The organism is Streptomyces sp. SudanB5_2050, assembly GCF_964272335.1.
Lineage (GTDB): Bacteria > Actinomycetota > Actinomycetes > Streptomycetales > Streptomycetaceae > Streptomyces > Streptomyces rochei.
Map to the genome: position 1 here is coordinate 2,478,711 of NZ_OZ186760.1, position 25,235 is coordinate 2,503,945.

At 74.0% G+C, this 25,235-nt stretch carries 21 protein-coding genes and 1 riboswitch; of the genes, 15 read left to right on the plus strand and 6 right to left on the minus strand.

Features of this window, described 5'->3' with window-relative positions; translation table 11 throughout:
* Nucleotides 1–14: 14 nt before the first annotated feature.
* Nucleotides 15–1,469: an MFS transporter gene (locus tag ACFZP7_RS11095; RefSeq protein ID WP_385634321.1), complete on the minus strand. Its 1,455-nt coding sequence runs from the start codon at nucleotides 1,467–1,469 to the stop codon at nucleotides 15–17.
* Between the two features lie 289 nt (nucleotides 1,470–1,758).
* Between ACFZP7_RS11095 and ACFZP7_RS11100 the strand changes: the two genes are divergently transcribed.
* The 5 genes from ACFZP7_RS11100 to ACFZP7_RS11120 all read left to right on the plus strand — a co-directional run bounded on the left by ACFZP7_RS11100 (nucleotide 1,759) and on the right by ACFZP7_RS11120 (nucleotide 6,702).
* Complete coding sequence (locus ACFZP7_RS11100; protein ID WP_019326225.1) at nucleotides 1,759–3,510, plus strand: MFS transporter; 1,752 nt, start codon at nucleotides 1,759–1,761, stop codon at nucleotides 3,508–3,510.
* A 92-nt stretch (nucleotides 3,511–3,602) separates the two neighbouring features.
* The gene (locus ACFZP7_RS11105) at nucleotides 3,603–4,256 is read left to right on the plus strand and encodes a class I SAM-dependent methyltransferase (RefSeq protein ID WP_046250767.1); all 654 of its coding nucleotides are present in this window, start codon (nucleotides 3,603–3,605) and stop codon (nucleotides 4,254–4,256) included.
* Between the two features lie 22 nt (nucleotides 4,257–4,278).
* The gene (locus ACFZP7_RS11110) at nucleotides 4,279–5,274 is read left to right on the plus strand and encodes an N-acetylmuramoyl-L-alanine amidase (RefSeq protein WP_385634322.1); all 996 of its coding nucleotides are present in this window, start codon (nucleotides 4,279–4,281) and stop codon (nucleotides 5,272–5,274) included.
* Between the two features lie 158 nt (nucleotides 5,275–5,432).
* A complete protein-coding gene (locus ACFZP7_RS11115) occupies nucleotides 5,433–6,290 on the plus strand; it encodes a DUF5336 domain-containing protein (RefSeq protein WP_029393499.1) in 858 nt (285 codons plus the stop codon).
* A 121-nt stretch (nucleotides 6,291–6,411) separates the two neighbouring features.
* Entirely contained in the window at nucleotides 6,412–6,702 is a 291-nt protein-coding gene (locus ACFZP7_RS11120) for a hypothetical protein (RefSeq protein ID WP_029393500.1), read from the plus strand.
* Between the two features lie 20 nt (nucleotides 6,703–6,722).
* Here the strand turns inward: ACFZP7_RS11120 and ACFZP7_RS11125 are convergent, their stop codons facing one another.
* Genes ACFZP7_RS11125 through ACFZP7_RS11135 form a run of 3 tightly spaced genes read right to left on the minus strand, consistent with a single transcriptional unit; the run spans nucleotide 6,723 to nucleotide 9,957 of the window.
* Entirely contained in the window at nucleotides 6,723–7,811 is a 1,089-nt protein-coding gene (locus ACFZP7_RS11125) for a prenyltransferase (protein WP_385634323.1), read from the minus strand.
* Nucleotides 7,808–8,542 carry a class I SAM-dependent methyltransferase gene (locus ACFZP7_RS11130; protein ID WP_019326231.1) on the minus strand — a complete coding sequence of 245 codons (735 nt, stop codon included), beginning with the start codon at nucleotides 8,540–8,542 and terminating at the stop codon, nucleotides 7,808–7,810. Before ACFZP7_RS11130 ends, ACFZP7_RS11125 begins: the two co-directional genes overlap by 4 nt.
* Nucleotides 8,536–9,957: a glycosyltransferase family 4 protein gene (locus ACFZP7_RS11135; RefSeq protein ID WP_031020155.1), complete on the minus strand. Its 1,422-nt coding sequence runs from the start codon at nucleotides 9,955–9,957 to the stop codon at nucleotides 8,536–8,538. Before ACFZP7_RS11135 ends, ACFZP7_RS11130 begins: the two co-directional genes overlap by 7 nt.
* 194 nt (nucleotides 9,958–10,151) lie before the next feature.
* Here ACFZP7_RS11135 and ACFZP7_RS11140 point away from each other — a divergent pair, with 194 nt between their 5' ends.
* The 7 genes from ACFZP7_RS11140 to ACFZP7_RS11170 all read left to right on the plus strand — a co-directional run bounded on the left by ACFZP7_RS11140 (nucleotide 10,152) and on the right by ACFZP7_RS11170 (nucleotide 17,428).
* The gene (locus ACFZP7_RS11140; RefSeq protein ID WP_078912078.1) at nucleotides 10,152–10,856 is read left to right on the plus strand and encodes a TetR family transcriptional regulator; all 705 of its coding nucleotides are present in this window, start codon (nucleotides 10,152–10,154) and stop codon (nucleotides 10,854–10,856) included.
* Nucleotides 10,847–10,997, plus strand: a riboswitch (cobalamin riboswitch). Its footprint overlaps the gene before it by 10 nt.
* A gap of 107 nt (nucleotides 10,998–11,104) precedes the next feature.
* Nucleotides 11,105–12,385 (plus strand): prenyltransferase/squalene oxidase repeat-containing protein, encoded by a 1,281-nt coding sequence (locus tag ACFZP7_RS11145; RefSeq protein ID WP_046250771.1) that lies wholly within the window; start codon nucleotides 11,105–11,107, stop codon nucleotides 12,383–12,385.
* The gene (locus tag ACFZP7_RS11150; RefSeq protein ID WP_385634324.1) at nucleotides 12,382–13,038 is read left to right on the plus strand and encodes an SCO2322 family protein; all 657 of its coding nucleotides are present in this window, start codon (nucleotides 12,382–12,384) and stop codon (nucleotides 13,036–13,038) included. The genes ACFZP7_RS11145 and ACFZP7_RS11150 overlap by 4 nt, the downstream gene beginning before the upstream one ends.
* Nucleotides 13,025–14,227 (plus strand): energy-coupling factor transporter transmembrane component T, encoded by a 1,203-nt coding sequence (locus ACFZP7_RS11155; protein ID WP_385634325.1) that lies wholly within the window; start codon nucleotides 13,025–13,027, stop codon nucleotides 14,225–14,227. The genes ACFZP7_RS11150 and ACFZP7_RS11155 overlap by 14 nt, the downstream gene beginning before the upstream one ends.
* The gene (locus ACFZP7_RS11160; protein ID WP_385634326.1) at nucleotides 14,224–15,912 is read left to right on the plus strand and encodes an ABC transporter ATP-binding protein; all 1,689 of its coding nucleotides are present in this window, start codon (nucleotides 14,224–14,226) and stop codon (nucleotides 15,910–15,912) included. The genes ACFZP7_RS11155 and ACFZP7_RS11160 overlap by 4 nt, the downstream gene beginning before the upstream one ends.
* A complete protein-coding gene (locus ACFZP7_RS11165; protein ID WP_193448865.1) occupies nucleotides 15,909–16,760 on the plus strand; it encodes an ECF transporter S component in 852 nt (283 codons plus the stop codon). The genes ACFZP7_RS11160 and ACFZP7_RS11165 overlap by 4 nt, the downstream gene beginning before the upstream one ends.
* A gap of 254 nt (nucleotides 16,761–17,014) precedes the next feature.
* Entirely contained in the window at nucleotides 17,015–17,428 is a 414-nt protein-coding gene (locus tag ACFZP7_RS11170) for a transglycosylase SLT domain-containing protein (RefSeq protein ID WP_019326239.1), read from the plus strand.
* A gap of 34 nt (nucleotides 17,429–17,462) precedes the next feature.
* On the opposite strand, the gene ACFZP7_RS11175 is transcribed toward ACFZP7_RS11170, so the two are convergent.
* Nucleotides 17,463–18,536 carry a GlxA family transcriptional regulator gene (locus tag ACFZP7_RS11175; RefSeq protein WP_385634327.1) on the minus strand — a complete coding sequence of 358 codons (1,074 nt, stop codon included), beginning with the start codon at nucleotides 18,534–18,536 and terminating at the stop codon, nucleotides 17,463–17,465.
* A 146-nt stretch (nucleotides 18,537–18,682) separates the two neighbouring features.
* Here ACFZP7_RS11175 and ACFZP7_RS11180 point away from each other — a divergent pair, with 146 nt between their 5' ends.
* Together ACFZP7_RS11180 and ACFZP7_RS11185 are read left to right on the plus strand one after the other, a co-directional pair.
* On the plus strand, nucleotides 18,683–19,273 hold the full coding sequence (locus ACFZP7_RS11180; RefSeq protein ID WP_030972232.1) for a cysteine hydrolase family protein: 591 nt from the start codon (nucleotides 18,683–18,685) through the stop codon (nucleotides 19,271–19,273).
* A gap of 158 nt (nucleotides 19,274–19,431) precedes the next feature.
* Nucleotides 19,432–21,069, plus strand: coding sequence for a hypothetical protein (locus ACFZP7_RS11185; RefSeq protein ID WP_385634328.1), 1,638 nt, complete (start codon nucleotides 19,432–19,434; stop codon nucleotides 21,067–21,069).
* Here the strand turns inward: ACFZP7_RS11185 and ACFZP7_RS11190 are convergent.
* Nucleotides 21,023–23,221 carry a bifunctional glycosyltransferase 87/phosphatase PAP2 family protein gene (locus ACFZP7_RS11190; protein WP_385634329.1) on the minus strand — a complete coding sequence of 733 codons (2,199 nt, stop codon included), beginning with the start codon at nucleotides 23,219–23,221 and terminating at the stop codon, nucleotides 21,023–21,025. The genes ACFZP7_RS11185 and ACFZP7_RS11190 overlap by 47 nt on opposite strands.
* A gap of 482 nt (nucleotides 23,222–23,703) precedes the next feature.
* Here ACFZP7_RS11190 and proP point away from each other — a divergent pair, with 482 nt between their 5' ends.
* Nucleotides 23,704–25,155 carry a glycine betaine/L-proline transporter ProP gene (gene proP / locus ACFZP7_RS11195; protein ID WP_210901570.1) on the plus strand — a complete coding sequence of 484 codons (1,452 nt, stop codon included), beginning with the start codon at nucleotides 23,704–23,706 and terminating at the stop codon, nucleotides 25,153–25,155.
* Nucleotides 25,156–25,235 lie beyond the last annotated feature (80 nt).

A 25,235-nucleotide genomic window follows, 5' to 3' on the forward strand; every position in this document is an offset into this window, starting at 1 on the left:
CCTCACCCGTTCCCTCAGCCTCCCGCCCCCTTCACCTCCCGCTCCCCCGCCGGCAGCCACGCCCACATCAGCACCGCCCCGGCGACCAGCACCACCGCCGCCGTCCGGAACACCAGCGCGTAACCGTCCGTCAGCGCCCCCGGCCCCGCGTCCTCTCCCCCGGACCGGGCCGCCGCGATCGTCGACATGACCGCGAGCCCCAGCGAACCCCCCATCGTCCGGGAGGTGTTGATCAGCCCGGAGACCAGCCCCGCGTCCCCCGCCGCCGCCCCGGAGATGGCCAGCGAGGCCAGCGGAGTCGCCGCGAGCCCGGCGCCCAGCATCATCAGCACCCCCGGAATCATGATCGCGGTCACGTACGCGCCGTCCGCGGTCATCGTCGACTGCCAGCCGAAGCCGGCCGCCGCCACCAGTGTCCCCAGCACGGCCACGTTCCGCGTCCCGATCACCGGCATGAAGCGCGGCGCGAGCTTCGACCCGAGGACCACCGCCAGCGAGCTGGGCACCAGGGCGGCCCCCGCCTCCAACGGGGAGTACCCGAGCACGTTCTGCGCGTACAGGGTCATGAAGAACCACATGGAGAACATCGACGAGCCGGACACCAGCATCGCCACGTTCGCCGACGCCACCGACCGCAGCCGCAGCAGCCCGAGCGGCATCAACGGCGCCCCCGTGCGCGCCTCGACGAGGAGGAAGAGCCCGAGCAGCAGCAGCCCGCCGAGCAGCGGCACGAGCGTCGCCGTCGCCGCCCACCCGTCGGACTCGGTCCGCGAGATGCCGTAGGCCAGCGTGGCCAGGCCGCCGGTCACCAGCATCGCGCCCGGCAGGTCGAGGCGCCGCCGCTCACCCGCCCGGCTCTCGGTCAGCCACAGCACCGCACCGGCCAGCACCACCGCGCCCACCGGGACGTTGATCAGCAGCACCCAGCGCCACGACAGCCCGTCCACCAGGACGCCGCCCACCAGGCCACCGGCCGCGCCGCCGCCCGCGCCCACGGCGGTCCAGGTCGCGATCGCCCGGGCCCGCGCCGCGCCCTCCGGCACCGCCGCGGTCAGGATCGTCAGCGTGGACGGCGCCAGCACCGCCGCGCCCAGTCCCTGCACGGCCCGGGCGAGCAGCAACTGCCAGCCCTCCTGCGCGAAACCGCCGCCCAGCGAGGCCAGCGTGAAGAGCCCGAGCCCGACCAGGAACATCCGCTTGCGCCCGTAGAGGTCACCGGCCCGGCCACCGAGCAGCATGAACCCGGCGAAGGCGATGGCGTAGGCGTTGACCACCCACTGCAGTCCCGACGCGCTCAGCGCGAGATCGGTCCGCATAGACGGCAGGGCGACGTTGACGACGGACACGTCGAGGACGACGAGGAACTGCCCGGCGCAGGCGAGGGCGACGACCAGCCAGGTGGGCGGAGGGGTACGGCGGCGGGCGGATATGCGGGCGGCGGCGGTGGAGGCACCGGAGGCTTCGAGCATGGGTGTCATGGTCTCAACCGAACCGTGCCCCTTGCATCGGTCTTCGGTACCTGGTGCGTCGGTATTCGGTCCTACCCGCCCCGGCACCCGCACCCGCACCCGCACCCGCACCCGCACCCGCACCCGCACCCGCAAGGCGAACCCCCGGGCGCGAGCGTCGTCAAGAGAAGGTCAAGAGTTCGTTAGGGACTCGAAGCAACGGAATAGTTGCCGCGGCGTACGAGGTTCACCCTGCACACATCACGATCACGCACCGCATCCGCCGACCCCGGCCTGGAGGCCCCACCCCATGTCCCACACGACGACCGGCGAACCCGCCCGGCGAGCGTCCGGAGCCACCGTTCCGGTGCTCGCCTTCGCGGGCATCGTCGTCGCGGTGATGCAGACCCTGCTCGTCCCCGTCATCAAGGACCTGCCCCGGCTCCTGGACACCTCGCCCAGCAACGCCACCTGGGTCCTGACCTCCACACTCCTGTCCGGAGCCGTGGCCACGCCGATCATGGGCCGCCTCGGCGACCTGTTCGGCAAGCGCCGCATGCTGATCGCCAGCCTCGCGGTGATGGTGGTGGGCGCGCTGGTCAGCGCGGTCACCGACGCCCTGCTCCCGATGATCGTCGGCCGTACCCTCCAGGGTTTCGCGATGGGCGCGATACCCCTCGGCATCGGCCTGATGCGCGACATGCTGCCGCGTGAACGGCTGGGCTCGGCGATGGCGCTGATGAGCTCCTCGATCGGCGTCGGCGGCGGCCTCGCCCTGCCCGCCGCGGCCCTGGTCGCCCAGCACGCCGACTGGCACGTCCTGTTCTACGGCGCCGCCGGCCTCGGCGTCCTCGCCATCGCCCTGACCCTCCTCGTCGTACCGGAGTCCCCGCTGCGCGCGAAGGGTTCCTTCGACCTGCCGGGCGCCCTGGGCCTCTCCGCCGGCCTGGTCCTCTTCCTCCTGCCCATCACCAAGGGCAGCGACTGGGGCTGGTCGTCCCCCACCACGCTCGGCCTGTTCGCCGCCGCGGCCGTGGTCCTCCTCCTGTGGGGCCTGATGGAGCTGCGCGTCGCCGCCCCGCTGGTCGACCTGCGCACCACCGCCCGCCGCGAGGTCCTGCTCACCAACCTCGCCTCGATCATGGTCGGGGTCTCCTTCTACGTCATCTCGCTCGTCCTGCCCCAGCTCCTCCAGCTGCCGTCGCAGACCGGCTACGGCCTCGGACAGTCGATGGTCGTCGCGGGTCTGTGCGTGGCCCCGCTGGGCCTGACGATGATGTTCACCGCGCCGGTGTACGCCCGCCTGTCGGCCCGCTACGGCCCGCGCACCACCCTGATCGTCGGCCTGCTGGTCATCGCGGTCGGCTACGCCGGCGGCCTCGGCCTCATGAACGCCGCCTGGCAGACCGTCGTCACCTCGGTGCTGATCGGCGCCGGCATCGGCCTCGCCTACTCCTCCCTCCCCGCGCTGATCATCGGCGCGGTCCCGGCGTCGGAGACGGGCGCGGCCAACGGCCTGAACACCCTGATGCGCTCCATCGGCACATCGGTGTCGAGCGCCGTCATCGGCATGGTGCTCGCCAACACGGCGAACGACGTGGGCGGGGTCGCCGTCCCCACCATGCACGGCTTCCGCGTCTCCTTCCTGATCGCCACCGGCGCCGTCGCGATCGGCCTCGCCCTGGCCTTCTTCCTCCCCCGCCGCACCCCGGCGACGACCACGCAGCTGCGCGCCAGCAGCGAGGAGGACGCCAACCTGGCCCGCGCCGAGCAGGCGCTGGCCGGCGAGGAGCCGACCGGTTTCCGCGGCCGGGTGCTGACCGCCGACGGCACGCCCGTCGCCCGCGCCAAGGTCACGCTGATCGACCGGCACGGCCGCCAGGCGGGCGCGACGCTCTCCGGCGCGGACGGCGCCTACGCCCTCGCCGTCCCCGCCGCGGGACCGTACGTGCTGGCCGCCCGCGCGCCGGGCCACGGCCCCCTCGCCCACGCGGCGACCCACACCGGCGACCGACCGGTCGACCTGGACCTGTCCCTGCCGGGCGAGACGGTCCCCGCCTGAGCCCCGCGCCCGCCGCACCCCCTGCCGCAGCACGCGGCGGGGGGTGCGGCAGCATGGGGCAGCGCCCCGCCCGCACCACCGAGAGGAACCCCATGCCCGCGGCAGCACCCACGCCGGAGATCCTGGCCGCCTTCGAGGCCGCGAAGGGGTTCATGCCCACGCACGAGGGCCTCGCGCTGTACGCGGCGGCCGTGGAGGCCGGCGCGCTGGGACTGCCGCTGCTGGAGGTCGGCACGTACTGCGGGCGCTCCGCCGTCCTGCTCGCCGACGCCGCCCGCCGGGCGGGGGTCACCGCCCTCACCGTCGACCACCACCGGGGCAGCGAGGAGCAGCAGCCGGGCTGGGAGTACCACGACCCGGAGACCGTCGACCCCGAGCTGGGCGTGATGGACACCCTGCCCACCTTCCGCCGCACCCTCAACCGCGCCGGCCTGGAGGACCACGTGGTCGCCCTGGTCGGCCGCTCCCCCCAGGTCGCGGCGGTCTGGAACTCCCCCCTCGGCCTCGTCTTCATCGACGGCGGCCACACCGACGCGCACGCGAGCGCCGACTACGAGGGCTGGGCCCCGCACGTCGCCGACGGCGGACTCCTGCTCATCCACGACGTCTTCCCCGATCCGGCCGACGAGTTCACCGGCCAGGCCCCGTACCGCGTGTACCTCAGGGCCCTCGCGTCCGGGGCGTTCACCGAGGTCTCCGCGACCGACTCCCTTCGCGTCCTGCGGCGAACGGGCACGGGGATCTGAGGGCGCGGTTAGAGTCGCTGACGTGTCGTACACAGGCCCGGACTTCGAACCACCCCAGCCCCGCCGCTCCCCGCTGCGCCGCCCGCTGACCGTGGCGATCGCCGCCCTGGTGCCGGGCGCGCTGCTCGGATGGGGCGTGTACGCGGCGGTCGGCGGCCCGGACGACGACGGCGGCGCGGACCGCGCGGGCGGTGCGCGGACGCCGGCGGCGTCGTCACCGGGCGTCTCGGCCTCCGCGGGCGCCGACGCCAAGGCGCCCACGGGCACCTCCCCGTCGGCCACCCCGAGGGACCCGACCGCCTCCGCCTCCGCCTCGAAGCCCGCGCCCGCCGCCCCGGCGAAGGGCCCCCTCAAGGGGAAGGTCGTCGTCATCGACCCGGGCCACAACCCCGGCAACTTCCAGCACCCGTCCGACATCAACCGCAAGGTGAACGTCGGCACGCACTGGAAGGAGTGCGACACGACCGGCACGGCCACCGAAGCGGGCTGGCCCGAGGCGAAGTTCACCCTGGACGTGGCCCACCGGCTGCGCACCCTCCTCGAAGCGCAGGGCGCCACGGTGAAACTGACCCAGGACGGCGACCGCCCGTTCGGCCCGTGCGTGGACGAGCGCGCCCGGATCGGCAACGAGGCGAAGGCGGACGCCGCCGTCTCGATCCACGCCGACGGCTCCGGGGTCGGCAACCGCGGCTTCCACGTGATCCTGCCGGGCTCCGTGCACGACGGCGAGGCCGACACCCGCGCCATCGTCGCCCCCTCCGCCGAACTCGGCGAGCGCATCGCCGGCAACTTCGTCCGCGCCACGGGCAGCGCGCCCTCCAACTACGTCGGCGGCGGCACCGGCCTGGTCACGCGCACGGACCTGGGCGGTCTCAATCTGTCAACGGTTCCCAAGGTGTTCATCGAGTGCGGCAACATGCGCGACGACAAGGACGCGTCCCTGCTGACCAGCAACGACTGGCGCCAGAAAGCGGCGCAAGGGATGTCTGAGGGAATCGTGAGTTTCCTGCGCGGGTAGCGATCAGCGCGCCGATCCCCGGGGACAGCCCCGAGGTGCGGACGATAGTGTCGTCCGTACGATGAGGGGCCACCCCCGCGCTTCACTCCGGAACCTGACGGCGACATGGTGACAGCGACGCCTCTACCGACGACGAGACGACCTACGAAGGACCTGAAGTGAATATCCGCTCCCTCACTCGAGGCGACGGCGTGGTGATCGGAGCAGCGGTGTTGCTGTTCATCGCGTCATTCCTCGACATCTACTCGATCGAAGGTGCTCCGGACAGCGCCGAAATCCCCAGCCTGTGGGGCAGTGGGTCGGTCGTACTCGGTGTCGTCCTGGCGGGCGTCATCGGGGCCGCGCTCGTCGTCGTGGCGCGCGCTCTGCCGCAGCCCAGGAAGGTGGCGGGCCTCGACCTCGGCCAGTTCGGCGTCGCGTTCACGGTCTTCGCGGCCTGGTGCGCGCTGGGCAACATCTTCGACCCGGCCGGAGCCTTCGACAACGACGGGGGCGTGGACAACATCGGGGCCGGCACGGGCCTGATCCTGGCCCTCGTCGCCACCCTGCTCATGGCGGCCGCGGCCGTCGCCACGCCGCTCGTCCCGGCCCTCAAGGGCTCGCTGATCCCCGCCGCCCGTCCGGCCGCGCCGCAGCCCTACGGCGGTCAGCCGCAGGGTGGTTACGGCTACCCGGGCGCGCAGCAGCAGCCGTACGGCGCCCAGCCGGGGCAGCCCGGTCAGCCGGGTCAGCCGGGCCACTCCTTCGGTGGCGGCCAGCCCCAGCCGGGCCAGCCGCAGCCGCAGGCCCCGCAGCAGGCGCAGGCGCAGCCGGCCGGGGACTTCTCGCCGTTCTGGTTCGCCGTGCCGGTGCCGCGTCCGCTGTTCGCGGAGGACGGCTCCCCGACGCCGATCGCCGAACTCGCGCCGGGCACCTGGTACCTGGCCGTCGAGCAGCGGGGCGCCAACCTGGTCGCGCAGACGCAGGACGGCCGTCGCGGTGTCCTCCAGGACACCTCCGGCATCCAGCGCGGCTGACCGCGCGGACCGTCCGTTCGACGTCGACGGCCCCCCGCCCACCGGAGTCTCCGGGGCGGGGGGCCGTCGGCGTACCGGACGCCGCAGGTTTCATACAGGCATTCGAGGCCAGACGGAAGTCATGTCCCCTCGAACTCGCAGTGGTTCCAGCGCCGGGACGGCCGTCGCGGTCGTCGCCGACATCATGGCCGGCGTCCTCGGGCTGTGGATCCTCATGTACCTGTTGGAAGCCAACCGAGCCAACGATCTGGTGCAGTTCGTCCACGAGGTGGCCGACGTGCTCGCCGGCTGGTCGCGCGACCTGTTCACCTTCGACGAGGCGTGGGCCCGCGTCGTCGCCGGTTACGGCCTGGCCGCCGTGGTCTACCTGTTCGTCGGCCATGCGATCGCGGGCCGTCTGGGCCGCCGTTGACGCCTCGCGGCGCCCGGCGCCTAGACGCAGCAGTCCGGGTCGAGTCCCCTCGGCAGGCGGTCGCCGGAGAAGACCTGGCAGGTGGCCTCGTGGCCGCCCAGCGCGGCGACGGCGAGGAGCAGTGAGCCGGCGGTCCAGGTGGTGAGTTCGCGCGGCCATATGGCGTCGTCGTCGAAGACGTAGCCCGTCCAGTACAGGCCGCTGTCCGCGTCCCGCAGGTGCTGGATCGACTGGAGGATCTCCAGGGCGTGGTCGGACTCGCCGACCGCCCACAGAGCGAGGGCCAGTTCGGCCGACTCGCCGCCGGTCACCCACGGGTTGGGCACGACGCAGCGCACGCCGAGGCCGGGGACGACGAAGCGGTCCCAGCTCTCCGCGATGCGGGACCGGGCCTCGGTGCCGGTCAGCGCGCCGCCCAGCACCGGGTAGTACCAGTCCATCGAGTAGCGGCCCTTGTCCAGGAACCGCTCCGGGTGGCGTCGGATGGCGTGCCGCAGCGCACCGGCCGCCAGCTCCCAGTCGGGCTGCGGCTCTTCGCGCTGTTCGGCGATGGCCAGGGCGCAGCGCAGCGCGTGGTGGACGGAGGAGCTTCCGGTCAGCAGCGCGTCCGCGGTGTCCGTGCCGTCGTCGTCGCGGCGCCAGCCGATCTGTCCGCCGGGCTGCTGGAGGCGCAGGACGAACGCGATCGCCGCGTGGACGACGGGCCACATCCGGTCGAGGAAGGTGTCGTCGCCGGTGGCCAGGTAGTGGTGCCAGGCGCCGACGGCGACGTAGGCGACGAAGTTGGTCTCGCGGCCCCGGTCGGTGACGTCGTCGTGGGCGCCGTCGGCGTAGGCGGCGTACCAGGAGCCGTCCTGGTTCTGGTGGCGGGCCAGCCAGGTGTAGGCGCGCTCGGCGGCCTCGTGCTCGCCGGCCGCGTCCAGGGCCATCGCCGCCTCGATGTGGTCCCAGGGGTCGAGGTGGTGGCCGCGGAACCAGGGGATGGCGCCGTCCTCCTGCTGCACGGCGAGGATGCCGCGGACGGTGGCCGCGGCCTGTTCGGCGGTGAGGACGCCGGGCAGGACGAGGTGTTCGGTGCGGGGGGTGCGGGGCGCCCGGGACGAGGTCACGCGGCGTCCACCGGCGGCAGGTGCGGCTTGGTGGCGTAGGCCACGAAGCTCTTGCCGATCAGCGGGTTCAGCGCCTGCTCGGCGACCCGGGTCGCCAGCGGCTTCTTCATGATGTCCCAGACCAGCAGCTTGTGGTACGCCCGCACCGGCAGCGCCTTGTCGTTGTCGACGCCGAAGGCGCACTTCAGCCACCAGTACGGCGAGTGCAACGCGTGCGCGTGGTGGGTGCCGTAGGGCTTGAGGCCGGCCTCGCGGATGCGGGCGAGGAGCTGGTCGGCCTTGTAGATGCGGATGTGGCCGCCCTCGACCTCGTGGTAGGCGTCGGAGAGGGTCCAGCAGACCTTCTCGGGGCCGTAGCGGGGCACGGTGATCGCGATGCGTCCGCCGGGCTTGAGGACGCGGACCATCTCGGCGAGGACGCCCTTGTCGTCGTGGATGTGCTCCATCACCTCGGAGATGATGACGACGTCGAAGGACTCGTCCGGGAAGGGCAGGGCGAGGGCGTCGCCCTCCATCGCGGTGGCGGTGGCGCCGGCCGGGGCCTCGCCGGCCTCCTCCATCGCCGCGAACCACTTGGCGACCTCGCGGATCTCCTCGGCGTTCTGGTCCAGGGCGACGACCCGGGCGCCGCGCCGGTAGCACTCGAAGGCGTGCCGGCCGGCGCCGCAGCCGAGGTCCAGGACGCGGTCGCCGGGGGCGAGCGGGAACCGGGAGAAGTCGACGGTCAGCACGTGGCCCTGCTTTCGGGGTAGACGCCGGTGTCACTGGTGTCGCGGTGGGCGCCGCGGTCGCCGGTCGGGGCCGCGGCGGGGGTGGCCCCGGGGGCGGTGGCCGAGGGGCCGATGGCCTCGCGGTAGCGGGCTGCCGTGCCCTCGGCGGCGCGGGCCCAGGTGAAGTGCCGCAGGACGCGGGCGCGTCCGGCCGTGCCGAGCCGGGCCCGCAGTTCGCGGTCGCCGAGCAGCCGGTTCAGTCCGGCGGCCAGGGCGCCCGCGTCGCCCGGCGGCACCGCGAGGCAGGTCTCGCCGTCGGGTCCGGCGACCTCCGGGACGGCACCGCCGGTGGTGGCGAGGAGCGCCGTGCCGGTCGCCATGGCCTCGGCGGCGGGCAGCGAGAACCCCTCGTACAGGGAGGGCACGCAGGCGACCTCGGCCGAGCGCACCAGGTCGACCAGTTCGGCGTCGGTGATGCCCTTGACGAAGTCGACGGCGCCTTCGAGGCCGTACCGCTCGATCGCCTGGGCGACCGGTCCCTCGGCGGGCCGCTTGCCGACGACGACGAGGTGGGCGGCGGGCTGCTCGGTGCGCACCTTGGCGAGCGCCTCGACGAGGAAGACCAGGCCCTTGAGGGGCACGTCCGCGCTGGACGTGGTCACGATCCGGCCCGGCACCTTCGGCACCGACGGGTCGGGCGAGAACAGGTCGGTGTCGGCGCCGATGTGGACGACGTGGACGCGGTCGCCGCGTACGCCGAGGTGGTCGACGATCTCCTGGCGGGAGGTGCCGGAGACGGTGAGCACGGACGGCAGGCGGCGGGCGACGCGCTTCTGCATGCGGGTGAAGGCGTACCAGCGGCGCACCGAGTACCGGCGCTTCCAGCCGTCGGCGGCGTCGAGTTCGAGCTGCCGGTCGACGGTGATGGGGTGGTGGATGGTGGTGACGAGGGGCGCGCCCACGTCGCCGAGCAGCCCGTACCCCAGTGTCTGGTTGTCGTGGACGACGTCGAAGTCGCCGCGGCGGGCGCGCAGGTGGCGGCGGGCCCGCAGGGAGAAGGTCAGCGGCTCGGGGAAGCCGCCGGTCCACATGGTGCCGACCTCCAGCGCGTCGATCCAGTCGCGGTACTCGTCGCGCTTCGGGGTGCGGAAGGGGTCGGGCTGGCGGTAGAGGTCGAGGCTGGGCAGCTCGGTGAGGGAGAGCCGGTCGCCGAGGCCGTGGTCCGGGCCGTCGTCGAGCACGGGGTAGGGCTGGGAGCCGATCACCTCGACCCGGTGGCCGAGGCGGGCCAGTTCGCGGGAGAGGTGGCGGACGTAGACGCCCTGGCCGCCGCAGAACGGGTTCCCCTTGTAGGTGAGGAGCGCGATGCGGAGCGGTCGCAAGCCGTCGGCGGCGGGCTCCGGACGGGGACCCGTCCGACTGGCCTCAGCGGTCACCCTGGGCCCCCTTCTCACTGCACTGTCCCGCGACCCTATGCCGGGACGTTAATCTAGAACAAGTTTCAGACTTGATCGTTCAGAGGCTCCGAATCTACCGGCAGGTAGGGACGCTGTGACGAGTGGATCAGGTGATTCACGCCACGGCCCGCCCGGGTGCCGGACACCCTGCCGGGCCGGACGACGGGGAGAAGGTGACCGAGGTGGACAATCCGGAAGCGGTCGCGCCCCCTCCGGGGCACCGTTCCGCCGCCCCGCCCCTGACCGAACGGCAGCGCGAGCGGCGCCGCCGCATCCTGCACGCGACCGCCCGGCTCGCCTGCCGGGGCGGTTTCGAGGCGGTGCAGATGCGGGAGGTCGCGGAGTCCTCGCAGGTCGCCCTCGGCACGCTCTACCGCTACTTCCCGTCCAAGGTGCACCTGCTGGTGGCCACCATGCAGGACCAGTTGGAGCAGTTGCACGCGACGCTGCGCAGGAACCCGCCGGGTGGCGAGACGGCCGCGGACCGGGTGGCGCGGACCCTGATGCGGGCCTTCGGCGCGCTGCAACGCGAGCCGCGACTGGCCGAGGCGATGGCGCGCGCCCTGACCTTCGCCGACCGCAGCGTCTCCCCGGAGGTCGACCAGGTCTCGCGCCGGACCACGGCGATCATCCTGGACGCCGTGGGCGGTCCGGAGAACCCGACGGCCGCGCAGTTGTCGGCGGTCCGGGTCATCGAGCACACCTGGCACTCGACCCTGATCGCCTGGCTGTCCGGCCGCGCGTCGATCGCGCAGGTGGGGGTGGACATCGAGACGGTGTGCCGGCTGATCGACGTGACGGGGGCCGGGGAGCCCGTCGCGGCGGGCGGCGGGGAGCGTGAGCGGGCGCACGGTTCCGGGCCGGTTGCCTCCGGGTAAAGTGGCCGCGTCGTCATCACACCCGTACGGGGGGAAGCCGGTGCAATTCCGGCGCTGACCCGCAACCGTGAGCCACTCGCCGAGCCCCTGGACGCTCCGGGTGGTGAGCCGGACTGCCCCGCGCGGACGTGACCGGCTCACGTGCCCGGCACCCGCCGGCGCACGGGCACCGTCGAGGCATACGGGGCCGAGCCGCCCGGGAGTGCCCGTGCTGCCCGACCCCGCGCAGGGAAAGGCACCCGCCGCTCATGAACGTCCGCCGTCGCAGCAGCGCCGCGGCTCTGGCCGCCATAGCCGTGATCGGCGCCGCCGCCGCGCCCGCGGTCGCCGCCGACCCGTCGCCGTCCACGTCGTCGTCCGCCCCGTCCGGCAAGTCCGGCGGCACCGACGGCCTGTACGGGTCCGCCGATCCCCAGTACGACGGCGTCTGGCGGCAGTCCCTCGCGCTGCTCGCGCAGGACACGGCGGGCGTGATCCCCTCGTCGTCGGCCGTGAAGTGGCTCACCGACCAGCAGTGCGACAACGGCGCCTTCGCCCCCTTCCGCGCCGACCCGGCCAAGGCGTGCGACGCCAAGACCATGGTCGACACCAACAGCACGGCCGCCGCCGTCCAGGCGCTGTGGGCCGTCGGCGGGCACGGCGACGCCGTCGAGGAGGCCCTCGGCTGGCTGAAGTCCGTGCAGAACGCGGACGGCGGCTGGGGCTACACCCCCGGCAGCCCCAGCGAGGCCAACTCCACCTCCGTCGTCATCGGCGCCCTCGCCGCCACCGAGACCGACCCGGGCACCGTGAAGAAGGGCGGCAAGTCCCCGTACGACGCCCTGCTGGCGGCCGCCCTGCCCTGCGCCGGGGACGGCGGCGCCTTCGGGTACCCGGACCAGGACGGCAAGCCGGTCGCCAACGCGGACGCGACCGCGGCGGGCGTGCTCGGCGCGCTCGGCAAGGGCCTGGTCGCCGAGGCCGGCGAGAAGACCGCCGACGCCACCTGCACGGCCTCGGACGAGCCCACCCGCGAGCAGGCCGCCGCGAACGGCGCCGCCTACCTCGCCGGCGCCCTCGCGAAGGACGGGCACCTCACGTCCGCCCTCGGCGGCTCCGCCGAGCAGCCCGACTACGGCAACACCGCCGACGCGGTCGTCGCGCTCGCCGCGCAGGGCGGCAAGGACAAGGCGGCGAAGCCGCTGGCCTGGCTGGAGAAGAACGCCGCGAAGTGGGCCGGGGAGAGCGGCCCGGCCGCCTACGCCCAGCTGATCCTCGCCGCGCACGCCACGGGCACCGACCCGCGCGACTTCGGCGGCACGGACCTGGTGGCGGCGCTGAACGCGACCGGGCCGGCCCCGCAGGGGGTGTCGGCCGAGGACTCCGCGACCGCGAGCGACGAGGACGGGAAGGACCAGAAGGACCAGAACGACCAGCAGGAGGACGGCGACTCCGGCTTCGGCGTCTGGTGGTTCGTCGGCGTCTGCCTGGTCTTCGGCATCGGCATCGGCTTCCTGCTCAGCGGCCGCACCAAGAAGCAGCAGCCGTGACCCGCCGCGTCGTACTCCTCGTCCTGGCCGCGTTCGTGCTGATCGGGACCGCCGGCCAGGCGCAGGCCGCCGGCTACCGCTACTGGTCCTTCTGGGACCGCGACGGCGACACATGGGTCTATGCCACCCAGGGCCCGTCCCTCGCCCGCCCCTCCGACGGCGACGTCCAGGGCTTCCGCTTCGCGGTGAGCGCCGACTCCCAGGACGCGGCCCGGCCCCGCGGCACGGCGGACTTCGCGTCGATCTGCGCGAAGACACCGGCGAAGGAGGGCACCAAGCGCGTCGCCCTGGTCCTCGACTTCGGCACGGCGTCCGACGCCCCGTCCGGCGAGACCCCGCCGGCCGCGCGCACGGCCTGCGCCCAGGTCTCCCCCGACGCGACGACGGCCGACGCCCTGGCCGCGGTGGCGGACCCGCTGCGCTACGACAACAGCGCCCTGCTCTGCGCGATCGCGGGATACCCGGAGTCGGGGTGCGGGGAGCAGGTGGCGGAGCAGGACCCGACGGCCACCCCGACGCAGCGGCCCGCCGCCGGCGACGCGAACGACGACGACGGCCCGTCGGTCGGCCTCTACGCGGGGATCGCCGTCGTGGCGGCCCTGGCCGGAGCGGCGACCTGGCAGGCGAGGCGGCGCAGGAATGCGACCGACTGACCCTGCGAGGAACCGTGTCACGAGGGTGAGGGGGGTCCCCCCGCGCGATCAGCGCCTCGGGGCCCTCCACCCCGGCGCCTGGTGGCTGTGGGCGCTGGCCCTCGGCACCGCCGCCACCCGCACCACCAACCCCCTTCTGCTCGCCCTCCTCATCGCCGTCTCCGCCTACGTGGTCGTCGCCCGCCGCCCCCACGCCCCCTGGTCCCGCTCCTACGGCGCCTTCGTCAAGCTCGCCCTCGCGGTCCTCCTCATCCGCCTCCTGTTCACCACGGTCCTCGGCTCCCCCATCCCCGGCACCCACACCCTCCTCACCCTCCCCGAAGTCCCCCTCCCCGACTGGGCGCAGGGCATCCGCCTCGGCGGCCGGGTCACCGCCGAGGGCCTCACCTTCGCCCTGTACGACGCGATGAAGCTCGCCACCCTGCTCATCTGCGTAGGCGCCGCCAACGCCCTCGCCAACCCCACCCGCCTCCTCAAGTCCCTCCCCGGCGCCCTGTACGAGATGGGTGTCGCGGTCGTCGTCGCCCTCACCTTCGCGCCGAACCTCATCGCCGACGTCCAGCGCCTGCGTGCCGCCCGCCGTCTCAGGGGCCGCCCGGACAGGGGCGTGAGGGGCCTGCTCCAGGTCGGGCTCCCGGTCCTGGAGGGCGCGCTGGAGCGCTCCGTCGCCCTCGCCGCCGCGATGGACGCCCGCGGTTACGGCCGTACCGCGCGGGTCCCGGCCGCCGTACGCCGTACCACCGCCGCGCTCACCCTCACCGGCCTGCTCGGCGTGTGCGCGGGGACGTACGGGCTGCTGACCGCCGCGGGCGGGACGTACGGCGTCCCGGTGCTCCTGATCGGGGTCGCCGCCGCCCTCGCCGGACTGTGGCTCGGCGGTCGCCGAACCGTCCGCACCCGCTACCGCCCGGACCGCTGGGACGCCCGGGCCTGGCTGGTCACCGCCTCCGGCGCGGCGGTCGCGGCGCTGCTGTTCCTCGCCGCCGCCCGCGACCCGGCCGCCCTGCACCCCGGCGTGGTCCCGCTGGTCGCGCCGTCCCTCCCCCTGTGGCCGGCGGCCGCCGTACTCGTCGGCCTGCTCCCGGCGTTCGTCACCCCCGCACCCGAGCCCGCAGCCGCACGCGCACCCGCACCCGCACCCGCACCCGCCACCAAGCCCGCCACCAAGCCCGCCAAGGAGCCGTCGTGATCCGTTTCGAGGAGGTGTCGGTCACGTACGACGGTGCGGCCGAACCCACCGTCCGCGGCATCGACTTCGAGGTCCCCGAGGGCGAACTCGTCCTGCTGGCGGGCCCGTCCGGGGTCGGCAAGTCCACCGTGCTCGGCGCGGTCAGCGGCCTCGTGCCGCACTTCACCGGCGGCACCCTGAGCGGCCGGGTCACGGTCGCGGGCCGCGACACCCGCACCCACAAGCCGCGGGAACTCGCCGACGTCGTCGGCACGGTCGGCCAGGACCCGCTCTCCCACTTCGTGACGGACACCGTCGAGGACGAACTCGCCTACGGCATGGAGTCATTGGGCCTGGCCCCGGACGTGATGCGCCGCCGCGTCGAGGAGACCCTCGACCTGCTGGGCCTGTCCGAGCTGCGCTCCCGTCCCCTCGCCACGCTCTCCGGCGGCCAGCAACAGCGGGTCGCCATCGGCTCGGTCCTCACCCCGCACCCGGACGTCCTGGTCCTCGACGAGCCGACCTCCGCCCTCGACCCGGCCGCCGCCGAGGAGGTCCTGGCCGTCCTCCAGCGCCTGGTCCACGACCTCGGTACCACGGTCCTGATGGCCGAGCACCGCCTGGAACGGGTCATCCAGTACGCCGACCAGGTCGTCCTGCTCCCCTCCCCCGGCGCCCGGCCGCTGCTCGGCCCCCCGGCGGAAGTGATGGCCGTGTCCCCGGTGTACCCGCCGGTGGTGGACCTGGGCAGGCTGGCGGGCTGGTCCCCGCTGCCGCTGACGGTCCGGGACGCCCGCCGCCGCGCGGCCCCGCTGCGGGACCGGCTGGCCGGCCGGGAGATCCCGGACCGCAAGCCCCCCGCCGCCGCGCTGCCGGCGCCCCCCGCGCTCCGGCCCCCCGCCGAGCGCTGGTGGCGGCGCGGGAAGCGGGCGCGGACGGCCGCCGCCCCGGCCCCGCACGCCGCGCGGGTCCGTTCCCTCGCCGTGCGCCGCGACCGCGTCCAGGCCCTGCGCGGCGTCGACCTGACCGTCTCCCCGGGCGAGACGGTCGCCCTGATGGGCCGCAACGGCGCCGGGAAGTCCACCCTGCTCTCCGCGCTGGTCGGCCTGGTCGAACCGTCCTCCGGTTCCGTCCGGGCCGGCGACGCGGTGCCGCACCGTACGGCCCCCCGCGACCTCGTACGCCGCGTCGGCCTGGTCCCGCAGGAGCCGCGCGACCTGCTGTACGCCGACACGGTCGCCGCCGAGTGCGCGGCGGCCGACCGGGACGCGGAGGCGGCCCCCGGCACCTGCCGCGCCCTGCTCACCGAACTGCTCCCGGGCGTCACCGACGACACCCACCCCCGGGACCTCTCCGAGGGCCAGCGCCTGACCCTCGCCCTGTCCGTCGTCCTGACCGCCCGCCCTCCCCTCCTCCTCCTGGACGAGCCGACGCGCGGCCTGGACTACGCGGCGAAGGCCCGGCTGGCCGGCATCCTGCGCTCCCTCGCCGCCGAGGGGCACGCGATCGTGCTGGCCACGCACGACGTGGAGCTGGCGGCCGAGCTGGCCCACCGGGTGGTGCTGCTCGCGGAGGGCGAGGTGATCGCCGACGGACCGGCGGCGGACGTGGTGGTGGCCTCCCCGTCCTTCGCCCCGCAGGTCGCCAAGGTACTGGCGCCGCGCAAGTGGCTCACGGTCGCGCAGGTACGGGAGGCGCTGGCATGACCGGCGGCGCCCCTCCCCAGCGCCAGGCCCGCGCCGTCCGCCTCGGCCCCCGCTCGGTCGCCGCCCTCCTCCTGGTCAGCGCGGTCGGTGTGGCGGGCTTCGGCTGGCCCTTCCTGGCCCCTCCGGACGCCTCGCTGAACGCGCACGCGCAGGACGCGCCGTGGCTGTTCGCGGGCCTGCTGGTGCTGCTGGTGGCCGTGGTGGCGGCGACGATCTCGGAGTCGGGCCTGGGCCCCAAGGCGGTGGCGATGCTCGGCGTCCTGGCGGCGGCGGGCGCGGCGCTGCGTCCGATCGGGGCGGGGACGGCCGGCCTGGAGCCGATGTTCTTCCTCATGGTCCTCAGCGGCCGGGTCCTGGGCCCCGGTTTCGGCTTCGTCCTGGGCTCGGTCACGATGTTCGCGTCCGCGCTGCTCACGGGCGGGGTGGGGCCGTGGATGCCGTTCCAGATGCTGTCGATGGGCTGGTTCACGATGGGCGCGGGCCTGCTGCCCGGCCCCGACCGGCTGCGCGGCCGGGCGGAGCTGCTCATGCTGGCCGCCTACGGCTTCCTCGCCGCCTTCGCCTACGGCACGGTGATGAACCTGGCGGGCTGGACCTTCATGAACACGCTCGCCTCGGACATCGCCTTCGACCCGGACGCGTCGGTCCCGGACAACCTGGCCCGCTTCGTCGCCTACTGCCTGGCCACGTCCCTCGGCTGGGACGGGGGCCGCGCCGCCATGACGGTCGTCCTGACCCTCACGCTCGGCACCACGCTCCTCAAGGCGCTGCGCCGGGCCACCCGCCGGGCGGCCTTCGAGGCGCCGGTCACGTTCGAGGAGGCCGGCGAGGTGAGCCGCCCCACGTGACCCGGTTCACCTACGAGGCGGCTTCGTAGCCGACGGCCCTCCCCCGGGCGCGCCACGCCGCCCGGCGCGGGGCGCCCCCGCCCTGACCTACGACCACGCTTAGCAAAAGGGACGATTGCGGACGACCGGCCCGCCTGTTTCTCTGAACCGGTCGCCAGGCGCCGACGCCCTCCCGGGCAGCGGCGCCGACGCGCGCGAGGCCCCCGCGGGCCGGCGTGCGCCGACGCCCCCCGTCCCCGACGAAAGGCCCTCCGTTGACCGCCGTCTCCCTCCTCCGCTCCGTCGCCGCCCCGAAGAAGGCCCTCGCGGGTGCCGCCCTGGCCGCGGCCACCTGCGGCACGCTGATCGCCGCCGCGCCCGCGCAGGCCGCGACGTCGGCCTCCTCGGCGCAGGCGACCGCGAAGAAGATGATCGGCGACTCGGCCGAGTACCAGTGCTTCTCCAGGATCGTCGATCACGAGAGCGACTGGAACGTCAACGCCACCAACTCCTCCAGCGGCGCCTACGGCCTGGTCCAGGCCCTGCCGGGCTCGAAGATGGCCTCGGCCGGCTCCGACTGGAAGACCAACGCGGCCACCCAGATCGAGTGGGGTCTGGACTACATGAAGGACCGCTACGGCAGCGCCTGCGACGCCTGGAGCTTCTGGCAGGCCAACGGCTGGTACTGACCCGCCGCCCACGCGACCGGCACCCCGCTCCTCCCTACCGAAGGCGGCGGCCCCCTGATCCCCGGGGCCGCCGCCTTCGCGCGCCGACGGAGCCGGGCGGGACGGCCTGGCCGGGTGCGCTCGCGCCGGTCCGGAAGCGGCGGCGGTACTCGGTCGGCGTCGTGTCGAGTCGCCGGCGGAAGGCCCTGACCAGGGTGTCGACGGTGCCGAAGCCGCAGGTGGAGGCGACACGTTCCAGGGTGGCGTCCGTGGATTCGAGCTGTCGGCGCGCCGCCTCGACGCGGACCGACTCGATGTAGGCGTGCGGTGTCGTGCCGAGTTCGTTCTTGAAGATCCGGGTGAGCTGCCGGTCGCTGACGTGGGCGCACGCGGCGAGGTCCGCGACCGTGAGCGGTTCGGCGAGGTGGCGCAGGATGTGGTGCCGGAGATCCTCGACGCGCCGCGTCGTGGAGACCTGCTCCAAGGGGACGCTGAACTGGCTCTGCCCGCTCGGCCGCTTCAGGTACATCACGAGCTGCCGGGCGACGCGCAGCGCGACGGCCTCGCCGAGGTCGTCGGCGACGAGGGCGAGGGACAGGTCGAGGCAGGCACTGATGCCGGCGCCGGTCCACACGTCGCCCTCGCGGATGAAGATCGGGTCGGCGTCGACCTCGACGGCCGGGTGATCGGCGGCCAGCCGCTGCGCCGTCGACCAGTGGGTGGTGGCCCGCTTGCCGTCGAGGAGTCCGGCCGCGGCGAGGATGTGGGCCCCGACGCAGACGGAGGTGACCCGCCGGGTCCGCCCGGCCAGTCGCCTCACCCGGTCCACCACGGTGGGGTCGATGCGCGGATGGACGCCGCGCCGACCGTCCATCTCCACCGCGCCGGGCACGATCAGGGTGTCGATGCTCCGCGCGGACAGCTCGTCGAAGGTGACGTCGGGCAGGACCCGGACCCCCGCGCCGGTGGTGACCGGGTCCATGGTCTCGGCGGCGAGGACGACGTCGTAGTCCGCCGCCTCGTCCGTCTCCCGTCGCGCGAGGGAGAACACCTCCGGCGGTCCGGTGACGTCGAGCAGGTCGACGCCCTCGAAGAGGACGACGGCGACCAGACGGCTGACGGTGTGCAAGGAACCCCCCACGCTCGACGACACCGATGTCGGTTTCTGCATGTTAGACGACATTGCCGACGCCGCCGGTGGTCCGTAGCGTCATGGGTGCAGGTCACCGAACCGGTGAACTGCCTTTCCCGACAAGCCACATGAGGCGGTTTCCCATGCCCAGAACGACCCTGCGCCAGCTCAACGGTTTCGACGACACCCCCGCGAAGCTCGCCGGCTCGACCCTGGTCCTGATCGACTACCAGAACACCTACACGACCGGTGTGATGGAACTGGACGGCTGGCAGGACGCGCTCGACGCCGGTGCCCGGCTGCTGGCCCGGGCCCGCCGGGAGGGCGTGAAGGTCGTCCACGTCGTCAACGACGGCGGCGAGGGCACCCCTTACGACATCCGCGCCGAGATCGGCTCGATCCACCCGAGCGTCGCACCGCTCGACGGTGAGCCCGTGGTCGTCAAGAAGGCGCCGGACGCGTTCGTCGGCACGGACCTCGACCGGCATGTCGACGCCGCCGGCCACACCGACCTCGTCCTCGCCGGCTTCATGACGCACATGTGCGTGGCCTTCACCGCCCAGGGCGCCTTCCTGCGCGGCAACCGCCCCACGGTCGTCGCCGACGCCTGCGCCACCCGCGCACTGCCGGTCGCGGGCACCGAACTGGACGCCCGCCAGGTGCACCACGGCGCCCTCGCCACCATCGCCGACCTGTACGGGGTGGTCGTCCCGTCGCAGGAGTCCCTGACCTAGGTCGGCCGTCCACGGCCGGCGACCGGCCCGGGGGGGCGGCGACCGGTTCGGGGCCGGGGGCCCGGGACCCGGGCCCCGGTCAACGTTTCTGTTCGAATTATCGTCTTCGCACGTGCCCCAGCCGTGCACCCCCATGACGCCGAACGGAAACCCCGACCGTGGTCCCTGCCATACTCACCGTCTCCCGGCCCGAACGGCGCCGGGAGAGACGCCCGGGCGATGCCCTGCGTGCCTTCGGGCGCCGGCATCGCGTGGCCCTGCTCGCCACCCTGCCCACCATCCCGCTCTACGCGGTCTGGTGGGCGTTTCTCGCCACCGGCGGGGGCGACCTGGCCGCACAGGAGGCGTGGGCCGACTTCGTCTCACGGCACGGGGGCTCGGCGTACGGGCTGTTCTGGTACGGCGGCACGCACACCGCCAACTACAGCGTGATCTCGCCGTACCTGATGGCCCTGTTCGGGGTGCGCACGGTCACCGCCGTGTCCGGACTGGCGGCCTCCTGGCTGGCGGCCGTGCTCGTCGTGCGCACCGGCGTGCGCGGGCCCGGGTGGGTCGCCCTGCTCGCCTCCCTCGCCCTGTGGTGCAACGTCGCCTCGGGCCGTACGACCTTCGCGCTCGGCCTCGCCTTCGCGCTGGCCGCGTGTGTGCCGCTGGTCCGGGAGCGGCGGCTCGCCGTGGCCGCCGGGTACGCGGCGCTGGCCACCATGGCGTCGCCGGTGGCCGGGCTGTACCTGGCCGTCGTGGGGGCCGGTTTCCTGCTCGTACGGGACCGGGGGCGCGCCCTCGTGCTCCTGGTGCCGCCCGCCGCGGTCGTCGGGCTGACCACGCTGCTGTTCCCCTTCGCCGGGGAGCAGCCGATGCCCGCGGGCCGGATATGGCCGCCGGTCGTGCTCGGCCTCGCCGTCACGGCGCTGGCCCCGCGCGACTGGCGGGTCGCCCGGTGGAGCGGGGCGGTGTACGCGGCCGGGACCGTGCTGACGTACGTCGTCCCCTCCGCCGTCGGCACCAACGTCGAGCGGTTCGCGGAGTACTTCGCACCGCCCGTGCTGCTCGCCGCCCTGCTCGGCGCGGACCGGGACCGGCGGGTGGTGCGCGGTCTGCTCGCCGTCGTCCTCGTCTTCTCCGTCGGGTGGACGGTGAAGAAGACCGCCGACGACCTGACGGAGTACACCGTGGTGCCCGCCTGGGCCACCGAGACGGACGGGGTCGTCCGGGCGCTGGAGGGGCTCGGCACCGACCGCACGCGGGTGGAGGTGGTGCCCGCCCGCGACCACCGCGAGGCCGCCGCGCTCGCCCCGCACGTCCATCTGGCCCGCGGCTGGAACCGCCAGCTCGACGTGGAACGCGGGCGTCTCTTCTACGACGGGACCTTCTCCCCGGCCGCCTACCGGGACTGGCTGGACCGCTGGGCGGTCGGCTTCGTCGTGCTGCCGTCGGCCAAGCCGGACGGGCCCGCCGAGGCCGAGGCCGCGCTCGTCCGGGACCCGGACCTGCGGCCCGGGTGGCTGGAGCCCGTCTGGCAGGACGAGCACTGGAGGATCTTCCGGGTGCGGGACGCCGTACCGCTCGTCTCCGAGCCCGGCACCGTCGTCGCCGCCACCGGCGCCGAGCTGGTGCTGCGCGTGGACCGGCCCGGCTCGGTGGCCGTGCGGGTCGCCTGGTCGCCGTGGCTGCGGACCGACGGCGGGTGCCTCGCCCGGGACGGCGAGTTCACCCGCCTGACCGTCGAGGCGCCCGGCGAGTACCGGCTCAGCTCCCGGTACGGCCCTTCGCCGGGGGCGGGGAGCCGCTGCTGACGTCCCCGGCGGCCGGGGCAGTGTCCTCGGCCGGGGGCGGGGAGCCGGCTTCCGTGACGCGGGGCGGGGAGCCGGCAGCCGTGACGCGGGGCGGGGAGTCGGCTCCCGTGGCCGGCGGGGGGACGGTGGCGGCGCCCTCGATGCTCGGGAGCGTCGTCACCCGGGCCCTCGGGCCCTGGAACAGGTACGCCAGGCCGAAGCCCGCCGCGACGACCGCCGCGCCGCCCACCGCGTCCAGCACCCAGTGGTTGCCGGTCGCCACGATGGCCGCGACGGTGAAGAGGGGATGGAGCAGCCCGAGGGCCTTCATCCACATCTTCGGCGCGATGACCGCGATCGCCACCCCGCACCACAGCGACCAGCCGAAGTGCAGCGAGGGCATCGCCGCGTACTGGTTGGTGAGGTGCGTCAGCGTGCCGTAGTCCGGCTTGGAGAAGTCCTGCACGCCGTGCACCGTGTCGATGATGCCGAGTCCCGGCATCAGGCGCGGCGGCGCCAGCGGGTACAGCCAGAAGCCGACCAGGGCCAGCAGCGTGGTGAAGCCGAGGGAGGCGCGGGCCCAGCGGTAGTCGACCGGCCGGCGCCAGTACAGGACGCCGAGGACGGCCAGCGGGACGACGAAGTGGAACGACGTGTAGTAGAAGTCGAAGAAGTCCCGCAGCCAGCCGATCTTCACCACCGCGTGGTTGATCGCGTGCTCGATGTCGAGGTGCAGGAAGCGCTCGATGTCGAGGATCTCCCGGCCGTGCTCCTCGGCGCGGGCCCGGCCCGCCGAGTTGCTGCCGCCGGTCGCCGCGAGGCGGACCTGGGAGTACGCGGCGTAGGTGACCCGGATGAGGAGCAGCTCCAGCAGCAGGTTCGGGCGGGTGAGGACCCGGCGCAGGAACGGCAGCAGGGGCACGTGCTTGAAACGGGCCGGGACCGGTGGCGCGTAGCTCGTCGGGACCGGTGTGTCGAAGTACGGCGAGGTGCGCGACAGGAAGGGCACGGCGACGGCCGCGGCCAGCGCCGCGAGCAGCACGATGTTGTCGCGCAGCGGGTACAGGGCCGCCATGTTCGGCAGCATCATCTTCGCGGGCAGCGTCATCACCAGGACGACGGCGACCGGCCACACCAGCCGGTCGGAGGCGCGCTTGCCGACCCGGCCGACGAGCGCCGGCAGCACCCACAGCAGCTGGTGCTGCCAGGTGGTCGGGGAGACCGCCACGGCCGCGCAGCCGGTGACGGCGACGGCGAGCAGCAGCTGCCCGTCGCGGGCGTAGCGCACGGCCCGGCGCAGGGCGAGGACGGCGACGGCCGCGCCCAGCAGGAGGAAGAGGGCGATCTCCAGGGGGCCGTTGAGCCCGAGGCGCAGCAGGGCGCCGTGCAGCGACTGGTTGGCGAGGTCGTCGGCCTCGCCGCCCAGGCCCACGCCGGCCATGTGGTGGACCCAGTAGGTGTACGAGTCCTGCGCCATCGCCGCCCAGGCGACGGCGGTGCAGGCGAGGAAGGTGACGCCGGTGGAGACAGCGGCGCGTCTGCGGTCGGTGAACCACAGCAGGGGCACGAAGAGGAGCACGGTCGGCTGGAAGGCGGCGGCGACGCCGATCAGCACGCCGCCGATCCGGTCGGCGTGGGCGCCGCGTACGGCGAAGCAGCCCAGCAGGACGAGGAGGACCGGGATGATGCTGGTCTGGCCGAGCCACAGGGCGTTGCGCACCGGCAGGGACAGCATCAGCAGGCTGATCGCGACCGGCGCCGCGAGCAGCGCCGTGCGGCGGCCCACCGGCTGCGGAAGCGCCCGGGCGGCCACCAGGCCGAGGGCGACGACGAGCAGCAGCGAGCCGAAGGTCCACCCCCAGCCGAGGGCCTGCTCGGCGGCGCGGGTGAAGGGTTTGAGGACCAGGCCGACGAACGGGGTGCCGGTGAACTGCGTGGACTCGTACAGCGAGCCCTCCACGTGCAGGACGCCGTGCTCCCCGACCCAGGTCTCCAGGTCCGTCAGCCGCTCCCCGCTCGGGGTGCTGAGGACCGCGGCCAGCTGCCGGACGGCGAGGACGGCGGCGACCAGCCACAGTCCGAGGCGGGCGACGCGCAGCCGTGCCCTGGTCGCATCGACGGCCGCGGCTCCGAAAGCCTCCGCCGGTCGCCCACTGTGTTCCGCATTCGCCACGCCCCGTCGGCCTCCCGCCCCGTTCGTATCGCGCCTGTGCACGCGATGTGTCGTCCTTGCGAACCCTATGAGGCTCGCACCACCCCCGGGGGGAGACGCAGGCAACCCCCGCTCAACCTGACTGCCGCCCGTTTTTCTCCCTGTTTTTTCTCCCGCCCGCGTTTCGGCCGCTTCCGGCCGTTTGTTCGGGACGGCGTTCGAACGACGATAGTGCGAGAACGGGCCGGTCGCCTCTCCTGGGAGCGAGAAGGATCACAGGTCACGGGGGGCGCGGGCGCTCCGTGGCGCGCCGACGTCCCTGCGTGCGCGCCCTTTCGGTGCACTGTGCAACGAAAAGCATACCGGGCGTAAGCGGCGCATCAGCGCCTATGGTCGCTTTTCTGCCCGCGGTCGAGCGCCGCGGGTTCTTTCCGGCCCGGCGACAGCGCCGCCGTGCGGGTCGGGGCGTCCCTGTTCCCGTCGAAAGGTAGGCGAGCGGAGTTTTGTCGGCCGCCCCCGTCGTCGTTCCCCCCTCCCGCACGACCCCCGTACCGTCCGTGCCGTCCCCCTCGGGCGCGGCCGGCGCGCCCACCGCCACCGATCCCGCTCTCGTGAGACGTGCCGTCAAGGCGGCGGCGCTCGGCAACGCGATGGAGTGGTTCGACTTCGGCGTCTACAGCTACATCGCCGTGACGCTGGGCAAGGTCTTCTTCCCGTCGGGCAACCCGACGGCGCAGCTGCTCTCCACCTTCGGCGCGTTCGCGGCGGCCTTCCTGGTCCGGCCGCTCGGCGGGATGGTCTTCGGTCCGCTCGGCGACCGGGTCGGGCGGCAGAAGATCCTCGCCCTGACGATGATCATGATGGCGGCGGGCACGTTCGCCATCGGGCTGATCCCCTCCTACGCGACGATCGGCGTGTGGGCGCCGGTGCTGCTGCTGGTCGCGCGCCTGGTGCAGGGCTTCTCCACGGGCGGCGAGTACGCGGGCGCGTCCACCTTCATCGCCGAGTACGCGCCGGACAAGCGGCGCGGGTTCCTGGGGAGCTGGCTGGAGTTCGGCACGCTGGCCGGGTACATCGGCGGCGCCGGGCTGGTGACGCTGATGACGGCGCTGCTGTCCGACGGCGACATGACCTCCTGGGGCTGGCGGATCCCGTTCCTGATCGCCGGGCCGATGGGCATCATCGGGCTGTACCTGCGGATGCGGCTGGAGGAGACGCCGGCCTTCGCCGCCGAGGCGGAGAAGGCGGAGACGGCCCGGGTGAAGGTGCCGCTGCGGGAGATGATCACCGGGCAGTGGAGGGCGCTGCTGCTCTGCGTCGGCCTGGTGCTGGTCTTCAACGTCACGGACTACATGCTGCTGTCGTACATGCCGAGCTACCTGACGAGCGAGCTGAAGTACGACGAGACGCACGGGCTGCTCGTGGTGCTGGCCGTGATGGCGCTGATGATGGTCGTCCAGCCCTTCGCCGGCGCGCTGACCGACCGGATCGGGCGGCGTCCGGTGATCGCGGCGGGCTGCGCGGGCTTCCTGCTGCTGTCCGTCCCGGCGCTGCTGCTGATCCGTGAGGGCAGCCTGTGGGCGGTGGGCCTGGGCATGGCCGCGCTGGGTCTGCTGCTGGTCTGCTTCACCGCCTCGATGCCGTCCGCGCTGCCGGCGCTCTTCCCGACGCGGGTGCGCTACGGGTCGCTGTCGATCGGCTTCAACGTGTCCGTCTCCCTGTTCGGCGGGACGACCCCGCTGGTGGTGACGGCGCTGATCGGGGCGACCGGGAACATGATGATGCCCGCCTACTACATGATGGCCGCCGCCGTCGTGGGCGGCGTGGCGGTGTGGTTCATGTCGGAGTCGGCGGGCCGGCCGCTGCCGGGCTCGGCACCGTCGGTGGACGCGCGCGAGCACGTGCGGGGCGAGACGCGCGACCACGCGCAGCCCGCCGTACGCGAGCACGCGTAGCCCGGCGCAGCACGCCACACGCGAGCACGCGTAACGCGGCGCAGCACGCCACAGGCGAGCACGACCGGAACACGCCCCCG